The organism is Novosphingobium bradum (genome assembly GCF_042646485.1).
GTDB classification, from domain to species: domain Bacteria; phylum Pseudomonadota; class Alphaproteobacteria; order Sphingomonadales; family Sphingomonadaceae; genus Novosphingobium; species Novosphingobium bradum.
The window spans coordinates 20,877-37,109 of record NZ_JBHRTQ010000009.1; the positions used below are offsets into that span (position 1 = coordinate 20,877).

Consider the following 16,233-nt stretch of genomic DNA (forward strand, 5'->3'; position numbering starts at 1 on the left):
GGTGGCCGTGCTGAATGCCCTTTCGGTCGACGTGGAGGAATGGTTCCAGGTCGGCGCCTTCGAGCAGGCGATCGCGCGCGGCGACTGGGAGAGCCTTGCCCCGCGCGTGGAAGATTGCTGCGCGCGGGTGCTGGACTTGTTCGCCGCCGCCAATGTGCAGGCCACGTTCTTCACCCTGGGCTGGGTGGCCGCGCGCCATCCCGCGCTGGTGCGGCGGATCCACGAGGCCGGGCACGAGGTGGCCAGCCACGGCTGGGACCATGCCCGCGTGTTCACGCTGGGCGCGGCCGGCTTCGCGACGGACCTTGCCCAGGCCCGCCGGGCGCTGGAAGATGCCGTCGGGGCGCCGGTGCGCGGCTATCGCGCGCCCAGCTTTTCCATCGATGCGCGCACGCCCTGGGCCTTCGCCGTGCTGGCCGAGCAGGGCCATGCCTATTCCTCCAGCGTGGCCCCGGTGGTTCATGATCACTATGGCTGGCGCGCCGCGCCGCGCTTTGCCTTTCGCCCGCTGGCCGACAGTGCGCTCATCGAACTGCCGGTGACCACGGCGCAATGGGGCGGGCGGCGGATGGCGGCGGGGGGCGGCGGGTTCTTCCGGGTGCTGCCCTATGCGTTCACCCGCTGGGCTTTCCGGCAGGTCAACGCGCTGGGCCAGCCGGGGGTGTTCTATTTCCATCCGTGGGAGGTCGATCCCGGCCAGCCGCGCGTGGACCACGCCCCGCTGCGCTCGCGCCTGCGCCACTATACCGGGCTTGGCCGGATGGCCGGCAAGCTGGAGCGCTTGCTGCGCGATTTTTCCTGGGGGCGGGTCGATGCGGTGGTGGACGGGCTGAGCCGCGCCGCCGCGCCGCTGGCCCTGGCGGCATGAACGCGCCCTTTGCCTTGCCCCGCACCGTGGTGCGGCTGGCCGATCCGGCCGAGCCGGCCCTGCGCGCCTTTCTGGCCGATCATCCGGCCGCGACGCCGTTTCACGGGGCCGACTGGCTGGCGGCGGTGGAGGAAGGAACGGGCGCCCGCGCCCTGGCGCTGGTGGCCGAGGCGGGCGGGCAGGTGGCTGGCTACCTGCCCTTGAGCGAGATTCATTCCCCGCTGTTCGGGCGGGTGCTGGCGTCCACCGGCTTTGCCGTGGGCGGGGGGCTGCTGCTGGCCGAGGGGGCCGATCCGGCGCCCCTGCTGGCGGCGGCGGCGGAGCTGGCCCAGCGCCGCTCGTGCCCGGCGATCGAGCTGCGCGGCGGCGCCATGCCGCCCGCCGGCGAGGGCTGGCGGATCAAGGCGGACGCGCACTGCGGCTTCGTGGCCCCGCTGGCGGCCAGCGACGAGGCGCAATTGCTCGCCATTCCGCGCAAGCAGCGCGCCGAGGTTCGCAAGGGGCTGGAGCGCGATCTTGCCATTACCGTGGGCCGATCGGCGCGGGACCGGGCGGCGCACCATGCCGTCTATGCGACCAGCGTCCGCAATCTGGGCACCCCGGTGTTTCCGCGCGCGCTGTTCGAGGCCGTGCTCGACCGGCTGGGCGAGAGCGCCGATATCCTGACCGTGTGGAGCGGGGACCAGCCGGTGGCTAGCGTGCTCTCGCTCTATCACCGGGGCGCGGTCATGCCCTATTGGGGCGGGGGCGTTCAGGCCGCGCGCGCCCTGCGGGCCAATGACCGGATGTATTTCGAGCTGATGGTCCATGCCCGAAGGCGGGGCTGCACCCGCTTCGATTTCGGGCGCTCCAAGACCAACAGCGGCCCGTTCCACTTCAAGCGCAACTGGGGCTTCGCGCCCGAGCCGCTGACCTATGCCGCCTGGACCGCGCCGGGGGCAGAAGCCCGCGATGCCGATCCGACCAGCGCGAAGCATCGCGCCCTGATCGCGGCCTGGCAGAAGCTGCCGTTGGCCGTGGCGAACCGCCTGGGGCCGCTGATCGCGCGCGGGCTGGGCTGAGCCATGGGCGAAATCCTGTTCATCGCGCACCGCCTGCCGTTCCCGCCCGATCGGGGCGACAAGATCCGCTCGCACCACCTGCTGCGCGCCCTGGCCGCGCTGGCGCCGGTCCATGTCGCCTGCTTTGCCGACGATGTCGGGGATGCGGCGCACGAGGGCGAGCTGGCCGCGCTGGCCGCATCGCACTGCCTGGTGCCGCGCGCCAAGCCGCTGGCCCTCGCCGGGCTGGAAGCGCTGGCCACCGGCCGTCCGGTGAGCCTGGCCGCTTTCGCTGACCGGCGCTTGCGGGGCTATGTCGAACAGGTGCTGCGCGAGCGGCCGATCGGCGCGGTTTTCGTGTTTTCGGGGCAGATGGGGCACCATGTTCCGGCCAGTTGGGGCGGGCCGCTGGTGATCGATTTCGTCGACGTCGATTCGGCCAAGTTCGGCGCCTATGCCAAGGCGGCGCGCGGGCCGATGGCCTGGGTCCATGCCCGCGAGGAGCGCCTGCTGCGCGCCGAGGAGGGCTGCCTGGCCGCGCGCGCGACCGCCAGCCTGCTGGTGAGCGAACCGGAGGCGGACCTGTTTCGCAGCCGTCTGGCGCCGGCCCTGCAAGGCTGCTGCACGGTGCGCGCATTGGGCAACGGGATCGATGCCGCGTCCTACGATCCGGCCGGGGCCGTGGCCGAGCCGCGCCTGGCCCTGCTGCCGGGGCCGCGCCTGATCTTCACCGGGCAGATGGACTATCCGCCCAACGTGGCCGCCGTCGTGCGCGCCGCCACGCGGATCATGCCGCTGGTGCGCGCGGCCTGTCCGCAGGCCAGCTTCCACGTGGTTGGCCGCAAGCCGACCGCCGAGGTGCTGGCGCTTGATGGCCTCAACGGCTGCCGGGTCTGGGGCCGGGTGGACGATGTGCGGCCGTGGCTGAAGGGGGCCGAGGCCGCGCTGGTGCCGCTGGAGATCGCGCGCGGGGTGCAGAACAAGGTGCTCGAGGCCATGGCCATGGGCCTGCCGGTGGTGGCCAGCCCGGAGGCGGCCACGGGCATTGCCGTGACGCCGGGCGAGACCATTGCCATTGGCACCAGCGATGCGGACATGGCCGAGGCGGTGATCGCCCTTGCGCGCGATCCGGATATGGCGCGGGCCATGGGGCAGGGCGCCCGCGCCCGGGTCATCGCCGCCCACGCCTGGCCGGCCATGCTCGCCGATCTGCCGGCGCTGCTCGGGCTGGGCAAGGCCGAACGGGTGCGCGATGCCGCTTGATGCCGCCTTGCCCGCGCCGCGCGCGCTTCTGGCGAACCTGCCGCCGGCCTGGCGCGCGCCGCTGGCCGCGCTGGCCGGCGCCGCGCTGATCCTGCTGCCGGCCTTCGCCGAGGACTGGGCCGACATGGCCGGGCAGTGGTGGAATTCCTCCACCTACAATCACATTGTCCTTGTCCCCCCGATCCTGGGCTGGCTGGTCTGGCAGCGCCGGGCCGACCTGGCGCGGCTGGTGCCGACGCCGTGGTGGCCGGGCCTCGTGCTGTTCGCAGGGGCCGTGTTCCTGTGGGTGCTGGGCACTTTCGCGGGGTTCGACCTGGCCCGGCAGACGGCCTGCGTGGCCATGCTGGGCGCCCTGGTGCTGGCGCTGCTTGGCCCGCGGATCGGCTGGGCGCTGGCCTTTCCGCTGGGCTACATGGCCTTCCTCGTCCCCTTCGGCGACGAACTGATCGCGCCCTTGCAGACCATTACCGCGCAGCTGACCATCGCTCTGGTCCACCTTTCGGGCATTCCCGCCGCGATCGACGGGGTGTTCATCGATACCCCGGCCGGCCTGTTCGAGGTGGCCGAGGCCTGTTCTGGGATCAAGTTCCTGATCGCCATGGTGGCGCTGGGCGTGCTGGTCTGCCACCTGTGCTTTGCCAGCCCGTGGCGGCGCGCGGGCTTCATGGTGCTGGCCGTGGTCGTGCCGGTCCTTGCCAATGGCGTGCGCGCCTGGGGGACGATCCAGGCCGCGCAGACCATGGGCCTGGCCTGGGCTGGCGGGTTCGATCACATCGTCTATGGCTGGATCTTCTTTGCCGTGGTGATCGCCGCGGTGCTGGCGGCAAGCTGGCGCTTCTTTGATCGGCCGGCCGATGCCATGCTGGTCGATGTCGCCGCGATCGAGGCTTCGCCGTTGCTGGCGCGGCTGGCCGCGCTTCAGGTCCGCCGCCTGGTCCTGCTGGCCGCGCTGGCGTTTCTCGTCCTTGGCGGCCAGGCCTGGTCGGCGGCGGCCGACCGGCTCGAAGCGCCGCTGCCCGCCCGGATCGCCCTGCCGCAGGTGCCCGGCTGGCACCGGGTGGACTATGCCCCGCAACTGTGGTGGGAGCCGCGCGCGAGCGGGGCCAGCCACCGCCTGCTCGGCCGCTATGCCGATGGCCAGGGGCGCACGGTTGATGTGTTCTTCGCGCTCTGGTCGGGCCAGTCGGAAGGGCGCGAGGCCGGCGGCTTCGGCCAGGGCGCGCTGGTGCCCGAAAGCGGATGGGACTGGCGCGCCAGCGGCCCGGCGCTGCCGGATGGCAAGGCCGACCGCCTTCTGGGCAAGGGAGCGATCCCGCGCCTGGCGCAAACCCATTACCGCACCGGCGATCTGCTGACCGGCAGCAATGCCCGGCTCAAGCTTGCCAACATCGCCGACCGGCTGGCCCTGCGCGCGGCGCCAACCATGCTGCTGATCCTGTCCACCGATGCCTCGCCCGAATCCGCCCAGCCCGCCGCCCTTGAAGCGTTCCGCCGATCGGCCGGGCCGCTGGACGCGTGGATGGACCGGATCGCGCGAGCGCGGTAGGGGCCAGGCCATCCATGTGCGGTATTGTCGGCCTTTATCACCTGACCACGCCCAAGCCGGTCGACCCTGCGCGGATCGAGCGGATGTGCGATGCGATGGTTCATCGCGGGCCGGACGGGGCGGGGGTGTGGACCGCGCCGGGCGTGGGGCTGGGCCATCGCCGGCTCTCGATCATCGATCTGGCCGGATCGCCCCAGCCGATGCATTCGGCCGACGGGCGCGCGGCGATCGTGTTCAACGGCGAAATCTACAATTACCGCGAACTGCGGAGCGAACTGGGCGCGCTTGGCGCGCGCTTCCACACCCAGGGCGATACCGAGGTGATCCTTGCCGCCTGGCAGCACTGGGGGGTGGATTGCCTTTCCCGCCTCCACGGGATGTTCGCCTTCGCGCTTTATGATCTTGGCCAGCGCAGCCTGCTGCTCGCCCGCGACCGGCTGGGGGTGAAGCCGCTCCACTATGCGCCCTTGAGCGATGGCAGCCTGGCCTTCGCCTCGGAATTGAAGGGGCTGCTGGCTCATCCCCTGCTGCGCCGCGAGATCGATCCGCTGGCGGTGGAGGACTATCTGGCCTGGGGCTACGTGCCCGATCATCGGTCGATCCTGAAGGGTGTCCGCAAGCTGGCTGCCGGGCATTACCTGCTGCTGCGCCACGGGGGCGGGCTGCCGGCGCCGGTGCGCTGGTGGGAGCCTTCGTTCGCCGAGCGGCGGCGGGAAAGCGCGGCGGACCTCGAGGCCGAGCTGGTCCACCACCTGCGCGAAGCGGTGCGTTCGCGCATGGAGGCCGAGGTGCCGCTGGGCGCCTTCCTTTCGGGCGGGGTGGACAGTTCCAGCGTGGTCGCCCTGATGGCCGAGGCCAGCAATGCGCCGGTCAGCACCTGCACGATCGGCTTCGACGTGGCCGCGCTTGACGAGACCGGCCATGCCCGGGCGGTGGCCGAGCGCTATGGCACCGATCACCACGCCCGCGTGGTCTCGCCCGACGATTTCGGCGCGATCGACCAGCTTGCCGCCATGTTCGACGAGCCGTTCGCCGATGCCTCGGCCCTGCCGACCTGGCGGGTGTGTCAGCTCGCCCGCGAGACGGTGACGGTCGCGCTGTCGGGCGACGGGGCGGACGAGGCGCTGGCCGGCTATCGGCGCCAGCGCTTCCACGCCCACGAGGATCGCCTGCGCCGGCTGGTGCCGCAGGCCTTGCGCGCGCCGCTGTTCGGCACGCTGGGCGCGCTCTATCCCAAGGCCGACTGGGCGCCCCGGCCGCTGCGGGCCAAGACCACGCTGCTGGCCCTGTCGGAAGGCGCCGATGCGGCCTATGCCCGCGCCCTGGCGATCACCACGCCCGCTCAGCGCGATGGCCTCTACAGCGCGGAATTCCGCCGCCTGCGGGGCGACTACCGGGCCGAGCAGCCCTTGCTGGACACCATGGCCCGCGCCCCGGCGCGTTCGGCGCTGGATCGCGCCCAATATGCCGACCTGACCTTCTGGCTGCCCGGCGATATCCTCACCAAGGTCGATCGCACCAGCATGGCGGTGAGCCTGGAAGCGCGCGAGCCGCTGCTCGACCATCGCCTCGTCGAATTCGCGGCCCGCCTGCCCGAGCGGTTGCGGGTGCGCGGGGGGCAGGGCAAGTGGCTGATGAAGCAGGCCATGCGCCGCTACCTGCCCGACGATGTGCTGTTTCGCCCCAAGCAGGGCTTCGTGCTTCCGATTGCCGACTGGTTTCGCGGGCCGCTGGCACCGGCCGCGCGGGGGATCGCCTCAAGCTCGGTGCTCGGCCGCACCGGCTGGTTCGATCCGGCGCGGCTGGCAGCCCTGGCGCAGGCCCACATCGCCGGCCGCAGCGACCATTCGCGGGTCCTGTGGCAATTGCTGATGCTCGAACGCTCGCTGGCGGGCCTGGGGATCGGCTGAACCCCTGACGTCTAGCGCGGGGGGGAATCCCGGAACGGGACCGAAGGTAAGCCCTTTTTAAACCATTAGGGCTATCCAGTGGTCACGGCAAAGTGCCGGACAGGCGAACCATGCGGGCGTATCTGAAGCAACCTTGGGCGATCATCGCTATCCTGGCCTGGTTTCTGGGGGCGATGGCGCTTGGCGATATCATCGACCAGGTTTACTGGAATGTGCGCTTCCTGTTTGGTCAACGTCCCGTTAGCCAGGCGGTGGTTCTGGTTCCGATCACCGGCGATGATCGAACGAGTGGCAAAACGTGGACGGATAAGGATTCTGTCCGGCTGCTGAGGATGATTGCCGCCCGGAATCCCCGCGCAATCTATTTCGATCCGCGCGGGGACGAGCCGGCGAGCGAGAGCCTGCAAGCCGAACTGCGCGCCTTGAACGGCAAGGCGGCCGTGGTGGTGCGCGGGGGCTATTCGCCGTACATCGGCGTTGGCGCGACGGTTCAGATCCCGCAGTGGCTGAAAAATTCGCAGATTCGCACGGTCGCTTCGGCCTGGCGCAGCAACCTCTGGCTCTATGCACAGTCTTCGCCCTATGCCTTCAGGGCCGATGGGCGGGTGTTGCCTGCCCTCAGCGCGGACATGGCCGGGGTCAGCGGCTCGCCGGACAGCCAGTTCGTACCCGATTTCCGGATCAATCTGCGAAAGGTCCACATTGTGACGCCCGGCGATCTGCTGGGGCCGTCTGCCCGGAAGCCGGACTTTTCAGGCAAGACCGTGATCGTCAGTCGGGTACGCAATGCACCAGACCAGTTGTTCGGCTACTTTGGCAAACGAGGGCGCTACGATCCGGTCTATGTCGATATTGCTGCCGCGACGGATATCCAGCGGTCGATTTCACCGACGATCAGCGGCTTCCCCTTGCTGCTTCTGTTTCTTGGCCTGATTGTCGCGGTCCGCAGGATCGCCAGCGGGCGGTGGCGCTTCCTGGCCTATCTTGGTGTTTCAGTATTTCTTGTCGCGGCTCCCGCCGTGGCCCAGACATTCGGCGCCTTCACTCGTACGCGGGACGCCTTCGTCGCGGCTTTTGTCTATACCGCCATGCGGCTGTGGGCCAAATGGCGGCGCAAGGTGCGCGAAACCAGCCAGTCGGGCCTGCCCAATTTCGTCGCGCTGGTGCAGGAAAAGGCGCTGGTCGAGCACGATATCGTGGTTGGCGTCATCGCCCGCTACGAGGAATTCCTCGCCAGCATCCCGGGCGAACTGCACGGCGAATGCGCCCGCCAGATCGCCCGCCGCTTTGCCGTGGGTTGCGGCGCGCGCACGATCTATCATGGCGAGGCCGGCTTCTTCGCCTGGTCAGAAGCTGCCCGCCCGACCGACCAGCAGCTTGAGCACCTTGAGGGGATGCGCGCCCTGTTCGCTGCGCCCTTGCTGGTGGGGGGGCATATGTTCGATACCAATGTCCACTTCGGGCTGGATCGCAATTACAAGCTCGATGGCCAGTCGCGCGTCAACACCGCGCTGGCCAGCGCCTCGGAAGCCCTGCGCGACGGGCGCCCGGTCGAACTGTTCCAGGCCGACCGGCTGGCCAATGCCGCCTGGGAACTGTCGCTGCTTGCCCGCATCGACGAGGGGATGCGCAATGGCGACATCTGGCTCGCCTACCAGCCACAGTGGGATTACCGCGAAAACCGGATCAGCGGGGCCGAGGCTCTGATCCGCTGGAACGATCCGGTGCGCGGCCCGATCCGCCCGGATGAATTCATCCTCCAGGCCGAACGCGCCGGGCGCATCGATGCCCTGACCTACTGGGTGCTGGAGCAGGCGATCGGCGCTGCCGAGGAATTCAACGCCATCGGCCGGCGCTTCCAGACCAGCATCAACCTGTCCGCCCAGCTGGTCGACAAGCCCGGGCTGGTCAGTTCCATGGCCGAGATCGTCCGCCGGCGCGGGATCGATTGCCGCCTGCTGACCGTGGAGGTGACCGAAACCGCCAGCCTCCATGACCGGCCCGCCGCGATCCGCAACCTGCGCGAATTGCAGGCCATGGGCTTCCGCCTGTCGATCGACGATTTCGGCACCGGCGAGGCTTCGCTGCTCTATCTTGCCGAACTGCCGAGCGACGAATTGAAGATCGACCGCCAGTTCGTCTCACGCATTGTTCACCATGAGCGCGAGCGGCACATCGTGCGCTCCACGGTCAAGCTGGCCCATGCCCTGGGGCAGACCGTGGTGGCCGAGGGGATCGAGGATCTCCCCACTTTCGATCTCCTGCGCAAGCTCGGCTGCGATGCTGGGCAGGGCTATTATATTGGCCGTCCCGAGACCTTCGCCCAACTGCGGTCGCGCTATACGGCCAAGGGGGGCGGACTGCGGGGAACCGCTTAATGACTTGTTAACCATCCTCCTTAGTGATAATCCCGAGTCTCCGGCATTGCTTGGAGGCTCAATTTATGGACTGGATTCTTTCCTTCCTTATGTTCTGGGGTACCTAATAAACTGATTTCCTTGCCCGTTTTGCTGGGTGAGGATTCAGGGGATTAACCTCACAAACCGTTGCTCCGATTCGCGAGAATCGGCAGATGGCGGAAAAACAGGGGAAATGGTTAACCCGCTTTCCTCACATGAACGCCCCGGCTTGCCGGGGCGTTTTCTGTTGGGTCTGGGCTGTCGGCGCTGGGGCCGCACTGGGGCGCAAGCGCGCGCCGGGGCGGGTGATCGCGCCGCAGTGTCGGGCGTCAGGTGCGGTGCTCATGCCGGCGCGCGGGTGCCCACGGCCTGGCGGCCCGCGCCACACGGGCGCAGGGCCGAGATGGCGAGGACTTCTGGGGAGTCTGGGGCTTGAGGGAATCCCCGCCGATCAGGCGGCGAGGCGCAGTTCCAGCCGGTCCCAGATCTCGACCAGCGCGGCGGTGAGATCGCGCATCATCGCTTCGCTGTGGCTGGGGCCGGGGGTGAAGCGCAGGCGTTCGCTGCCGCGCGGGACGGTCGGGAAATTGATCGGCTGGACGTAGACGCCATATTCGGCGAGCAGGATGTCGCTGATCCGCTTGGCCTTGACCGGATCGCCCACCATCAGCGGAACGATGTGGGTGACCGATGGCATGACCGGCAGCCCGGCTTGTGCAAAGCTGGACTTGAGGAAGGCTGCGGCGGCCTGCTGGCCCTCGCGCTCGGCCGAGCTTTCCTTGAGGTGGCGCACCGAGGCGAGCACGCCGGCCACCAGCACCGGCGACAGGCTGGTGGTGAAGATGAAGCCCGGCGCATAGGAGCGGATCACGTCGATGATCTTGCTGTCGGCCGCGATATAGCCGCCCATCACGCCGAAGGCCTTGCCCAGCGTGCCCTCGATCACGGTGATGCGGTGCGCGGCCTCGTCACGCTCGGAAATGCCGCCGCCGCGCTTGCCGTACATCCCGACCGCGTGGACCTCGTCGATGTAGGTGAGGGCGTTGTACTTGTCGGCGAGGTCGCAGATCGCGTGGATCGGGGCGGTGTCGCCGTCCATCGAATAGACGCTCTCGAAGGCGATCAGCTTGGGCAGGTCCGGATCGGTTTCCGCCAGGAGCTGTTCGAGGTGGGCCATGTCGTTGTGGCGCCATACCTTCTTTTCCGCGCCCGAATTGCGGATGCCCGCGATCATCGAGGCGTGGTTGAGTTCATCGGAAAAGATCACGCAGCCCGGCAGGACCTTGGCGAGCGTGGAGAGCGTGGCATCGTTCGAGACATAGCCCGAGGTGAACAGCAGGGCGCCGTCCTTGCCATGCAGGTCGGCCAGCTCCTGTTCGAGTTCGATATGATAATGCGTGTTGCCGCCGATGTTGCGCGTGCCGCCCGAGCCCGCGCCGACATTGTGCAGCGCTTCTTCCATGGCGGCGATGACCTTGGGGTGCTGGCCCATGGCGAGATAGTCGTTCGAGCACCACACAGTGATCGGCTTGGGGCCATTGTGCCCGGCAAAGCAGCGCGCGTTGGGATAGGCGCCCCGGTTTCGCAGGATGTCGATGAACACCCGATAGCGGCCTTCCGAATGCAGCCGCTCGATGGCCTGGTCGAAAATGTGCTCGTAGTTCACTCAGCCAAGTCCTCGGGCCGGCGCCAGGGCGCAATCAAAGCCGCGCCGGTCATGATCCAGAACGGCGTCGGATGCGGCCAATATAGGAATGCAGCGCGGATTTCCAGCGCGTTTCTGCGCGTTGCGGCTGGCGCGGCTAGCGCGGCTCGCGGTTGCCGATCCCGCTGGGCGCGGTCCGCTCGCCCAGCGCCATGATGTCGTTGCCGGGCACGACGAACAGGCCGGGCGCCTCGCGCCGCCACTGGCGCAGGGTGACCAGCCAGCGCATGGCCCCGGCGCGGTCCTGCCGGCCTTCGACGAGGTCGAGCAGGCGCGAGCGGGTCCGCAGTTCGGCGGCGTTGATGGCATAGGGCGCGACCGCCCCGGCGAACACATATTCGCGGCCACTGGCCAGGCGGACGTAGACCATCTGGCTGCCCGGAGTTGGCGACCGGGCCGGAATGACCACCACGCCGGGGGCCACGGCCTGCGGCGCGGCGCCGGCGATGGGGGCGCCGACCGCGAACCGGCGCCCGGCGGCGCGCATGGCGGCGCGATCCTGGGCGGCATCGAGGCGGACATGGGCCAGGGCTGGTGCGGCATTTGCCCGCCGGGCGAAATCGGCCAGTCCGCCAAGCGCGTCGGGGCTTTCGCTGGTGGCGAGAACCAGGCTGGCCTCGGCCAGATCGGCATCGACCAGTTGCTGCGCGCTTGCGTTGAACCCCTCCACCTGGAGCGCGGTGGCCAGCGGGGCGGTGGTGCCCGTATCGATCACGATCGGGCCGCGCCCGGGCACGGCGAGCCGGAAGCTGATCACGCTGTAGAGACGCCGCTTCACCCCGGCGCCGGCGGCCAGCAGGGTGCCCGGCGTGCGGTCCCAGCCGACCACGGTCGCCTCGATCGCGTCGGGGCGGGGGCCGGGGGGGGTATCGGCCAGCCGGCGCAGGTCGGCCAGGTGGATCGGCTGGGGCGGCTGATCGCGCGGCGGGTTGTCGAGCAGCAGCCAGTACCAGGGCAGGCCCAGCACCGCCGCGAGCACCAGCAGGAGCAGGTTGAGCCGATGCGTCATGCGGCCTGCATCAGAACACGGTGATCCGCTTGAGGCCGCGCGCCGCCAGGCTCGGCTCCAGCGCGCGCCACGGCTCCGGCCCGCCGGGCCGGGCGGTGAACAGCGCGAGATCGGGTTCGCGGCGCGCGAAGGCCTGGCCGTGGGTGAGGAAGGCGATGCGCCGGGCGATCCCGGCCGCGCCGTCGACGAAGCGGACCCCAGGGCCGAAAGCCTGGGCCAGTTGCGCGGAAACCAGCGGGAAATGGGTGCAGGCAAGAACCACGGTATCGATCGCCGCGCCGCCCGGCTGGCCAAGCAGCCCCGCCGCCGCGCGGGCGAAAACCGCCGGGTCGACCGGCTCGCCGCGCAGCGTGGCTTCCGCCGCGCCGACCAGTTCGGGCGCGGCATGGCGCAGCAGGGTTTTGCCCGAAGCAAACTCCGCCTCCAGCCGGTCGACATAGGCCTGGCGGATGGTCTGCGCGGTGCCGAGCAGGCCGATCACGCCGGTCTGCGTGAGCGCGGCGGCGGGCTTGATCGCGGGCACCGTGCCAACGATCGGCACTTCCAGCACATCGCGCACGGCGGCCAGCGCGATGGTGCTGGCGGTGTTGCAGGCGATGCAGACAAGGCGGGGGTGGAGCCGTTCGGTCATCCGCCCGAGCAGGCCCGAAACCCGCGCGGCGATTTCGGCCTCGCTCTTGGAGCCATAGGGCAGGCCGGCGGTATCGGCGGCATAGATCACCGGGGCTTGCGGCAGGAGGCGGCGCACCTCGTCGAGCACGGAAAGCCCGCCCACGCCCGAATCGAACAGCAGCAGCGGCGCCGCCGGATCGATGGCGGTGCCGGTTTCCCCGCCCTGTTGCTGCGCGATTTGGCCCATACCGGGGGTATCCCTATTTTTTATCTGCCCGATTGCAAGGAGCGCGGCTAAAGCACGCACAGGTTTGCGGGGGATCGTTGATGGATGCCGGCTCGACACTATTGGCCATCGTGGCGGGATACCTGCTGGGATCGATCCCCTTCGGGCTGGTCCTCACCCGGTTGACCGGGGCGGGCGATCTGCGCGCGATCGGCTCGGGCAACATCGGCGCCACCAACGTGCTGCGGACCGGGCGCAAGGGGCTGGCCGCGGCCACCCTGCTGCTCGATCTGGCCAAGGGCTTCGCGGCCGTGGCCCTGGCCCGGTGGATCGGCGGCGATGGCGCGGGCGCCTTCGGCGGGGCGGCGGCGGTGCTGGGGCACTGCTTCCCGGCGTGGTTGCGCTTCAAGGGCGGCAAGGGCGTGGCCACGCTGATGGGCGTGGCGCTGGCGCTGGGCTGGCCGATCGGCGCGGCCTATGCGGCGGTCTGGCTGGGCACGCTGGCGATCACGCGGATTTCCTCGCTCGGCGGAATGTCGGCCGCCGTGGTGGCCCCGTTTGCCGCGCTGGTCTGGGGAACGCAGTTGCAAGCCGCCGTGCTGGCCTGCCTGTGCGCGCTGGTGCTGTGGCTGCACCGCGCCAACATCGGCCGGCTGCGCGAAGGGACCGAGCCCAGGATCGGCGGCCGGAAATAGGCCGTGGCCGGGCAAGCCGCCGCGCTGGACCAGGGGGAGGCCTTTGCCCGCATCCGCCTGCTGCGTTCGCCCAATGTGGGGCCGGTCAGCTATCGCCAGCTGGTTGCCCGGTTCGGCAGCGCGGGGGCGGCGCTGGAGGCCTTGCCCGACCTTATCGGACGCGGCGGCGCGGCCTATCGCCCGGCCAGCGAGGCGCGCGTGGCCGATGAGATCGCCGCCGTGCGCCGGGCCGGCGCCCGCTACCTGTTTTCCGACACGGCCGATTATCCCGCGCTCCTGCGCGAAGCCGACGGCGCGCCGCCGATCCTGATCGCGCGCGGTCACGCGGAGCTGGCCAGCCGCCCGGCCGTGGCCATCGTGGGCGCGCGCAATGCCTCGGCCGCCGCCGTGCGGCTGGCGCGCGATTTTGGCGGGGCGCTGGCCGAGGCGGGCTATGTCGTGGTTTCCGGCCTGGCGCGCGGGATCGATGGCGCCGCCCACCAGGGCGCACTGGCTCGGGGTGCTGGCGGCGGCGGGACCATCGGCGTGATCGCCAGCGGGATCGACATTGCCTATCCCCCCGAACACGCCGCCTTGCAGGACCAGGTGGCGAGCGAAGGCCTGCTGCTGGCCGAACAACCGGCGGGCACCGAACCGCTCGCCCGCCACTTCCCCGCGCGCAACCGGATCATCGCCGGGATCGCGGCGGGGACGCTGGTTGTGGAGGCGGCGTGGAAATCGGGATCGCTCATCACCGCGCGGCTGGCGGGGGAGATGGGGCGCGAGGTGATGGCGATTCCCGGATCGCCGCTGGATTCGCGTTCGCACGGGTGCAACCAGTTGATCCGGGATGGCGCGGTGCTGTGCCAGCGGCCTGAGGATGTGATCGAATTGCTGGAGGGCTTCACCGGCCAGCCGCGTTCGACTTTCCGCGAGGAGGGGCCGGTGTTTGCGGGCGGCGAAGCGGCGGAAGCGGCCGAGCCGGCAGACGTGGCCGGCCTGCTCACCACCGCGCCGGTCAGCGTGGACGAGCTGATCCGGCAATCGGGGGAAAGCGCGGCGGCGGTGCAACTGGCCCTGCTGGAGCTGGAACTGGGCGGAAGGTTGCTGCGCCATGCCGGCGGGCGGGTGAGTTTGGCGGGGTGAGGGGTGAAATTATGGGGATTGAGTGCGCTGCCACCGTAATCCACCGTAATCCACCGTAAACCTCAAGAACGAATCTATTGTACGCTCTTTTTGGCAACAGCCTCAACGATCTGCTGCAATCGAGCATCCAGATCTTCTTCGAAGTGGATATGCTCGAGTTGCACACCGGCCAGAGTGCACAGTCTCCGCTTGGTTTCATCTCTCCGAACGGTCGCTTCGAAGGCCTCAGAACCGCCGAAAATCTCGATCGGTCGGTAATGCTGTTCCCCTTGATACTCGATCGCCAACTTTTGATTCGGCAGGTAGATGTCCAGGTGCTGTGGCGCGAGCCAGATGGGGCTGGCGTGCTGAACAATCTCGACATCAGGCAACAACGCTTTGAGCGCGAGGAATGCGCCGTGCTCAGTCTTCCACCGAATTTGCTCGAAATCCTGTTTCCAGGCGCCCTGTAGTGCAGCCGACATCGATAGTGCCATCGTCTTGAACGGAGCGGTTTGCCGCAAGTCGCCGTATCCGGCAGAGCGGCCTGCATCTCTGAACTCTGACCACTGCTGCCAGAATTCCGCGCCATGCTGCCATTTGCCGATCACCGCTTCCGCCCAGGCAGGCTGGGCGCGGATTGGCGTGAGTGGATCGGTATACTCGACATCGATATTACTGAAATCGAACGGAGAATGTGAATGCTGAAAGGCACAACACAAGAGAACCTGCGGGCTTGGTGACGAATCGGACGCCACTAATGCCTTTAGAAGCTCGCGCATCCCGCCACGCGTCAGCCACGGATGCGCTGTGTAAAAACCGACCTCCCATTCCTCTGCTTTGCCGTAGGTCGGATGTTCGCACTGCAACGCAAATAGGCAGCTCTTGAAAATCTCATATGATCCTGACTGCGTCAGCCAGAACACGATACGGTCAAGCGCATCAGGCGAGCGCGACCACTTCCAACGGCTCAAGTCCGAAATTGCCAAAGCAAGCCCGGCATCCAGATTTGAGAGGAACACATCGGCATCGTGGGCCCGATCCGTTTTCCCTTCCTCCAGAGCCCTTTGCAACGACCGCTCCTGAACGCGCGTCAATGGAGGCTTGGCCAGCTTCGCAACGTCTTTCGCATAGGCATCTGAACGGGCATGCTCGAGAAGCAGCTCCGCCTCGTCTGGTGCGAGGCCAAAGAACTTCTGCATTTCCGCACTGGCGGATTGGACGCCCGTTTTGGCGGCAGCATGCACAAAAAGCTTCATGAGAGGGGCTTTGGCTCTGCTCGATCCTCCGAAAACCACGTCTTTTCCGAATAAAGGTTCAGGAGAGCCTTCCCTGACTTGCTTCAAGGCCTCGCCCCAATCGCCCTGGGCGGCAGCCAACGCGATGAGGCGATCGCGATCTGGTCCACTGCGAAATGCCTTATAGGCTCCACCCGCCTCATTCGGGCCTTTCTCATATTCGGCTTTGGCTTCATCAAGGCGGCCCAACGCGAAGAGCGCATCGCCAACCTTCCGCCAATGGGCAAATGCGGCATAAAGAGGAATTGCCTCTTCATAGCAGCCCGCTGCCATCATGAGGTCAACCTGGTCCCGACTGCGTGCTGCTTCCCATGTTCCGGAATTCTTCAGCGCATAGATTTTTTCGGCGGGCTTGAGCCAAGTCTTCTCAAGCGCAATCGAATAGACCACGCTCTTACGAAATTCTTCGGTCCTGTAGTTCAAGATGCATTCGCCTTGGGTTTACCGTGACAGTCTTGAACTACACATCAGTGCAGAAATTTCCAAAACCTGGAATTACGGTGACAGGTGCGCAAACCCCTAAATACCTCCTCAATCCACGGCCAGGACGCGGAATAC

General features: G+C 68.3%; 12 protein-coding genes. 8 read left to right on the plus strand and 4 right to left on the minus strand.

The window, feature by feature from the left end; translation table 11 throughout:
* Positions 1-7: 7 nt before the first annotated feature.
* From ACFOD9_RS10425 to ACFOD9_RS10450, 6 genes are all read left to right on the plus strand, one after another.
* Positions 8-868, plus strand: a complete 861-nt coding sequence (locus tag ACFOD9_RS10425) for an XrtA system polysaccharide deacetylase (protein ID WP_379510230.1) — start codon at positions 8-10, stop codon at positions 866-868.
* Positions 865-1,929, plus strand: coding sequence for a FemAB family XrtA/PEP-CTERM system-associated protein (locus ACFOD9_RS10430; RefSeq protein ID WP_379510054.1), 1,065 nt, complete (start codon positions 865-867; stop codon positions 1,927-1,929). The genes ACFOD9_RS10425 and ACFOD9_RS10430 overlap by 4 nt, the downstream gene beginning before the upstream one ends.
* Before the next feature lie 3 nt (positions 1,930-1,932).
* Positions 1,933-3,171 (plus strand): TIGR03087 family PEP-CTERM/XrtA system glycosyltransferase, encoded by a 1,239-nt coding sequence (locus ACFOD9_RS10435; RefSeq protein WP_379510055.1) that lies wholly within the window; start codon positions 1,933-1,935, stop codon positions 3,169-3,171.
* The gene (xrtA, locus tag ACFOD9_RS10440) at positions 3,161-4,717 is read left to right on the plus strand and encodes an exosortase A (protein WP_379510056.1); all 1,557 of its coding nucleotides are present in this window, start codon (positions 3,161-3,163) and stop codon (positions 4,715-4,717) included. Before ACFOD9_RS10435 ends, xrtA begins: the two co-directional genes overlap by 11 nt.
* Positions 4,718-4,731: 14 nt before the next feature.
* A complete protein-coding gene (locus ACFOD9_RS10445; RefSeq protein ID WP_379510057.1) occupies positions 4,732-6,627 on the plus strand; it encodes an XrtA/PEP-CTERM system amidotransferase in 1,896 nt (631 codons plus the stop codon).
* Between the two features lie 332 nt (positions 6,628-6,959).
* Positions 6,960-9,005, plus strand: coding sequence for an EAL domain-containing protein (locus ACFOD9_RS10450; protein ID WP_379510058.1), 2,046 nt, complete (start codon positions 6,960-6,962; stop codon positions 9,003-9,005).
* 472 nt (positions 9,006-9,477) lie between these two features.
* Here the strand turns inward: ACFOD9_RS10450 and hemA are convergent, their stop codons facing one another.
* The 3 genes from hemA to murI form a co-directional block, all read right to left on the minus strand.
* The gene (gene hemA / locus ACFOD9_RS10455; RefSeq protein WP_379510059.1) at positions 9,478-10,692 is read right to left on the minus strand and encodes a 5-aminolevulinate synthase; all 1,215 of its coding nucleotides are present in this window, start codon (positions 10,690-10,692) and stop codon (positions 9,478-9,480) included.
* Positions 10,693-10,828: 136 nt separating this feature from the next.
* Complete coding sequence (locus ACFOD9_RS10460) at positions 10,829-11,740, minus strand: hypothetical protein (protein ID WP_379510060.1); 912 nt, start codon at positions 11,738-11,740, stop codon at positions 10,829-10,831.
* A gap of 10 nt (positions 11,741-11,750) precedes the next feature.
* Positions 11,751-12,599, minus strand: a complete 849-nt coding sequence (gene murI / locus ACFOD9_RS10465) for a glutamate racemase (RefSeq protein ID WP_379510061.1) — start codon at positions 12,597-12,599, stop codon at positions 11,751-11,753.
* A gap of 80 nt (positions 12,600-12,679) precedes the next feature.
* On the opposite strand from murI, the gene plsY reads away from it, so the two are divergent.
* Together plsY and dprA are read left to right on the plus strand one after the other, a co-directional pair.
* Positions 12,680-13,273 (plus strand): glycerol-3-phosphate 1-O-acyltransferase PlsY, encoded by a 594-nt coding sequence (gene plsY / locus ACFOD9_RS10470; protein ID WP_379510062.1) that lies wholly within the window; start codon positions 12,680-12,682, stop codon positions 13,271-13,273.
* Positions 13,274-13,276: 3 nt separating this feature from the next.
* Complete coding sequence (dprA, locus tag ACFOD9_RS10475) at positions 13,277-14,398, plus strand: DNA-processing protein DprA (RefSeq protein ID WP_379510063.1); 1,122 nt, start codon at positions 13,277-13,279, stop codon at positions 14,396-14,398.
* Between the two features lie 74 nt (positions 14,399-14,472).
* Here dprA and ACFOD9_RS10480 read toward each other — a convergent pair whose 3' ends face one another.
* Positions 14,473-16,098, minus strand: a complete 1,626-nt coding sequence (locus ACFOD9_RS10480; protein WP_379510064.1) for a hypothetical protein — start codon at positions 16,096-16,098, stop codon at positions 14,473-14,475.
* Between the last annotated feature and the right edge of the window lie 135 nt (positions 16,099-16,233).

What these genes read in the sequence shown, in the direction of transcription:
- ACFOD9_RS10430 (WP_379510054.1), top strand. Translation starts at nt 865, where the DNA reads ATGAACGCGCCCTTTGCCTTGCCCCGCACCGTGGTGCGGCTGGCCGAT.
- ACFOD9_RS10435 (WP_379510055.1), top strand. Translation starts at nt 1,933, where the DNA reads ATGGGCGAAATCCTGTTCATCGCGCACCGCCTGCCGTTCCCGCCCGAT.
- xrtA (WP_379510056.1), top strand. Translation starts at nt 3,161, where the DNA reads ATGCCGCTTGATGCCGCCTTGCCCGCGCCGCGCGCGCTTCTGGCGAAC.
- ACFOD9_RS10445 (WP_379510057.1), top strand. Translation starts at nt 4,732, where the DNA reads ATGTGCGGTATTGTCGGCCTTTATCACCTGACCACGCCCAAGCCGGTC.
- ACFOD9_RS10450 (WP_379510058.1), top strand. Translation starts at nt 6,960, where the DNA reads ATGATTGCCGCCCGGAATCCCCGCGCAATCTATTTCGATCCGCGCGGG.
- ACFOD9_RS10460 (WP_379510060.1), bottom strand. Translation starts at nt 11,740, where the DNA reads ATGACGCATCGGCTCAACCTGCTCCTGCTGGTGCTCGCGGCGGTGCTG.
- murI (WP_379510061.1), bottom strand. Translation starts at nt 12,599, where the DNA reads ATGGGCCAAATCGCGCAGCAACAGGGCGGGGAAACCGGCACCGCCATC.
- plsY (WP_379510062.1), top strand. Translation starts at nt 12,680, where the DNA reads ATGGATGCCGGCTCGACACTATTGGCCATCGTGGCGGGATACCTGCTG.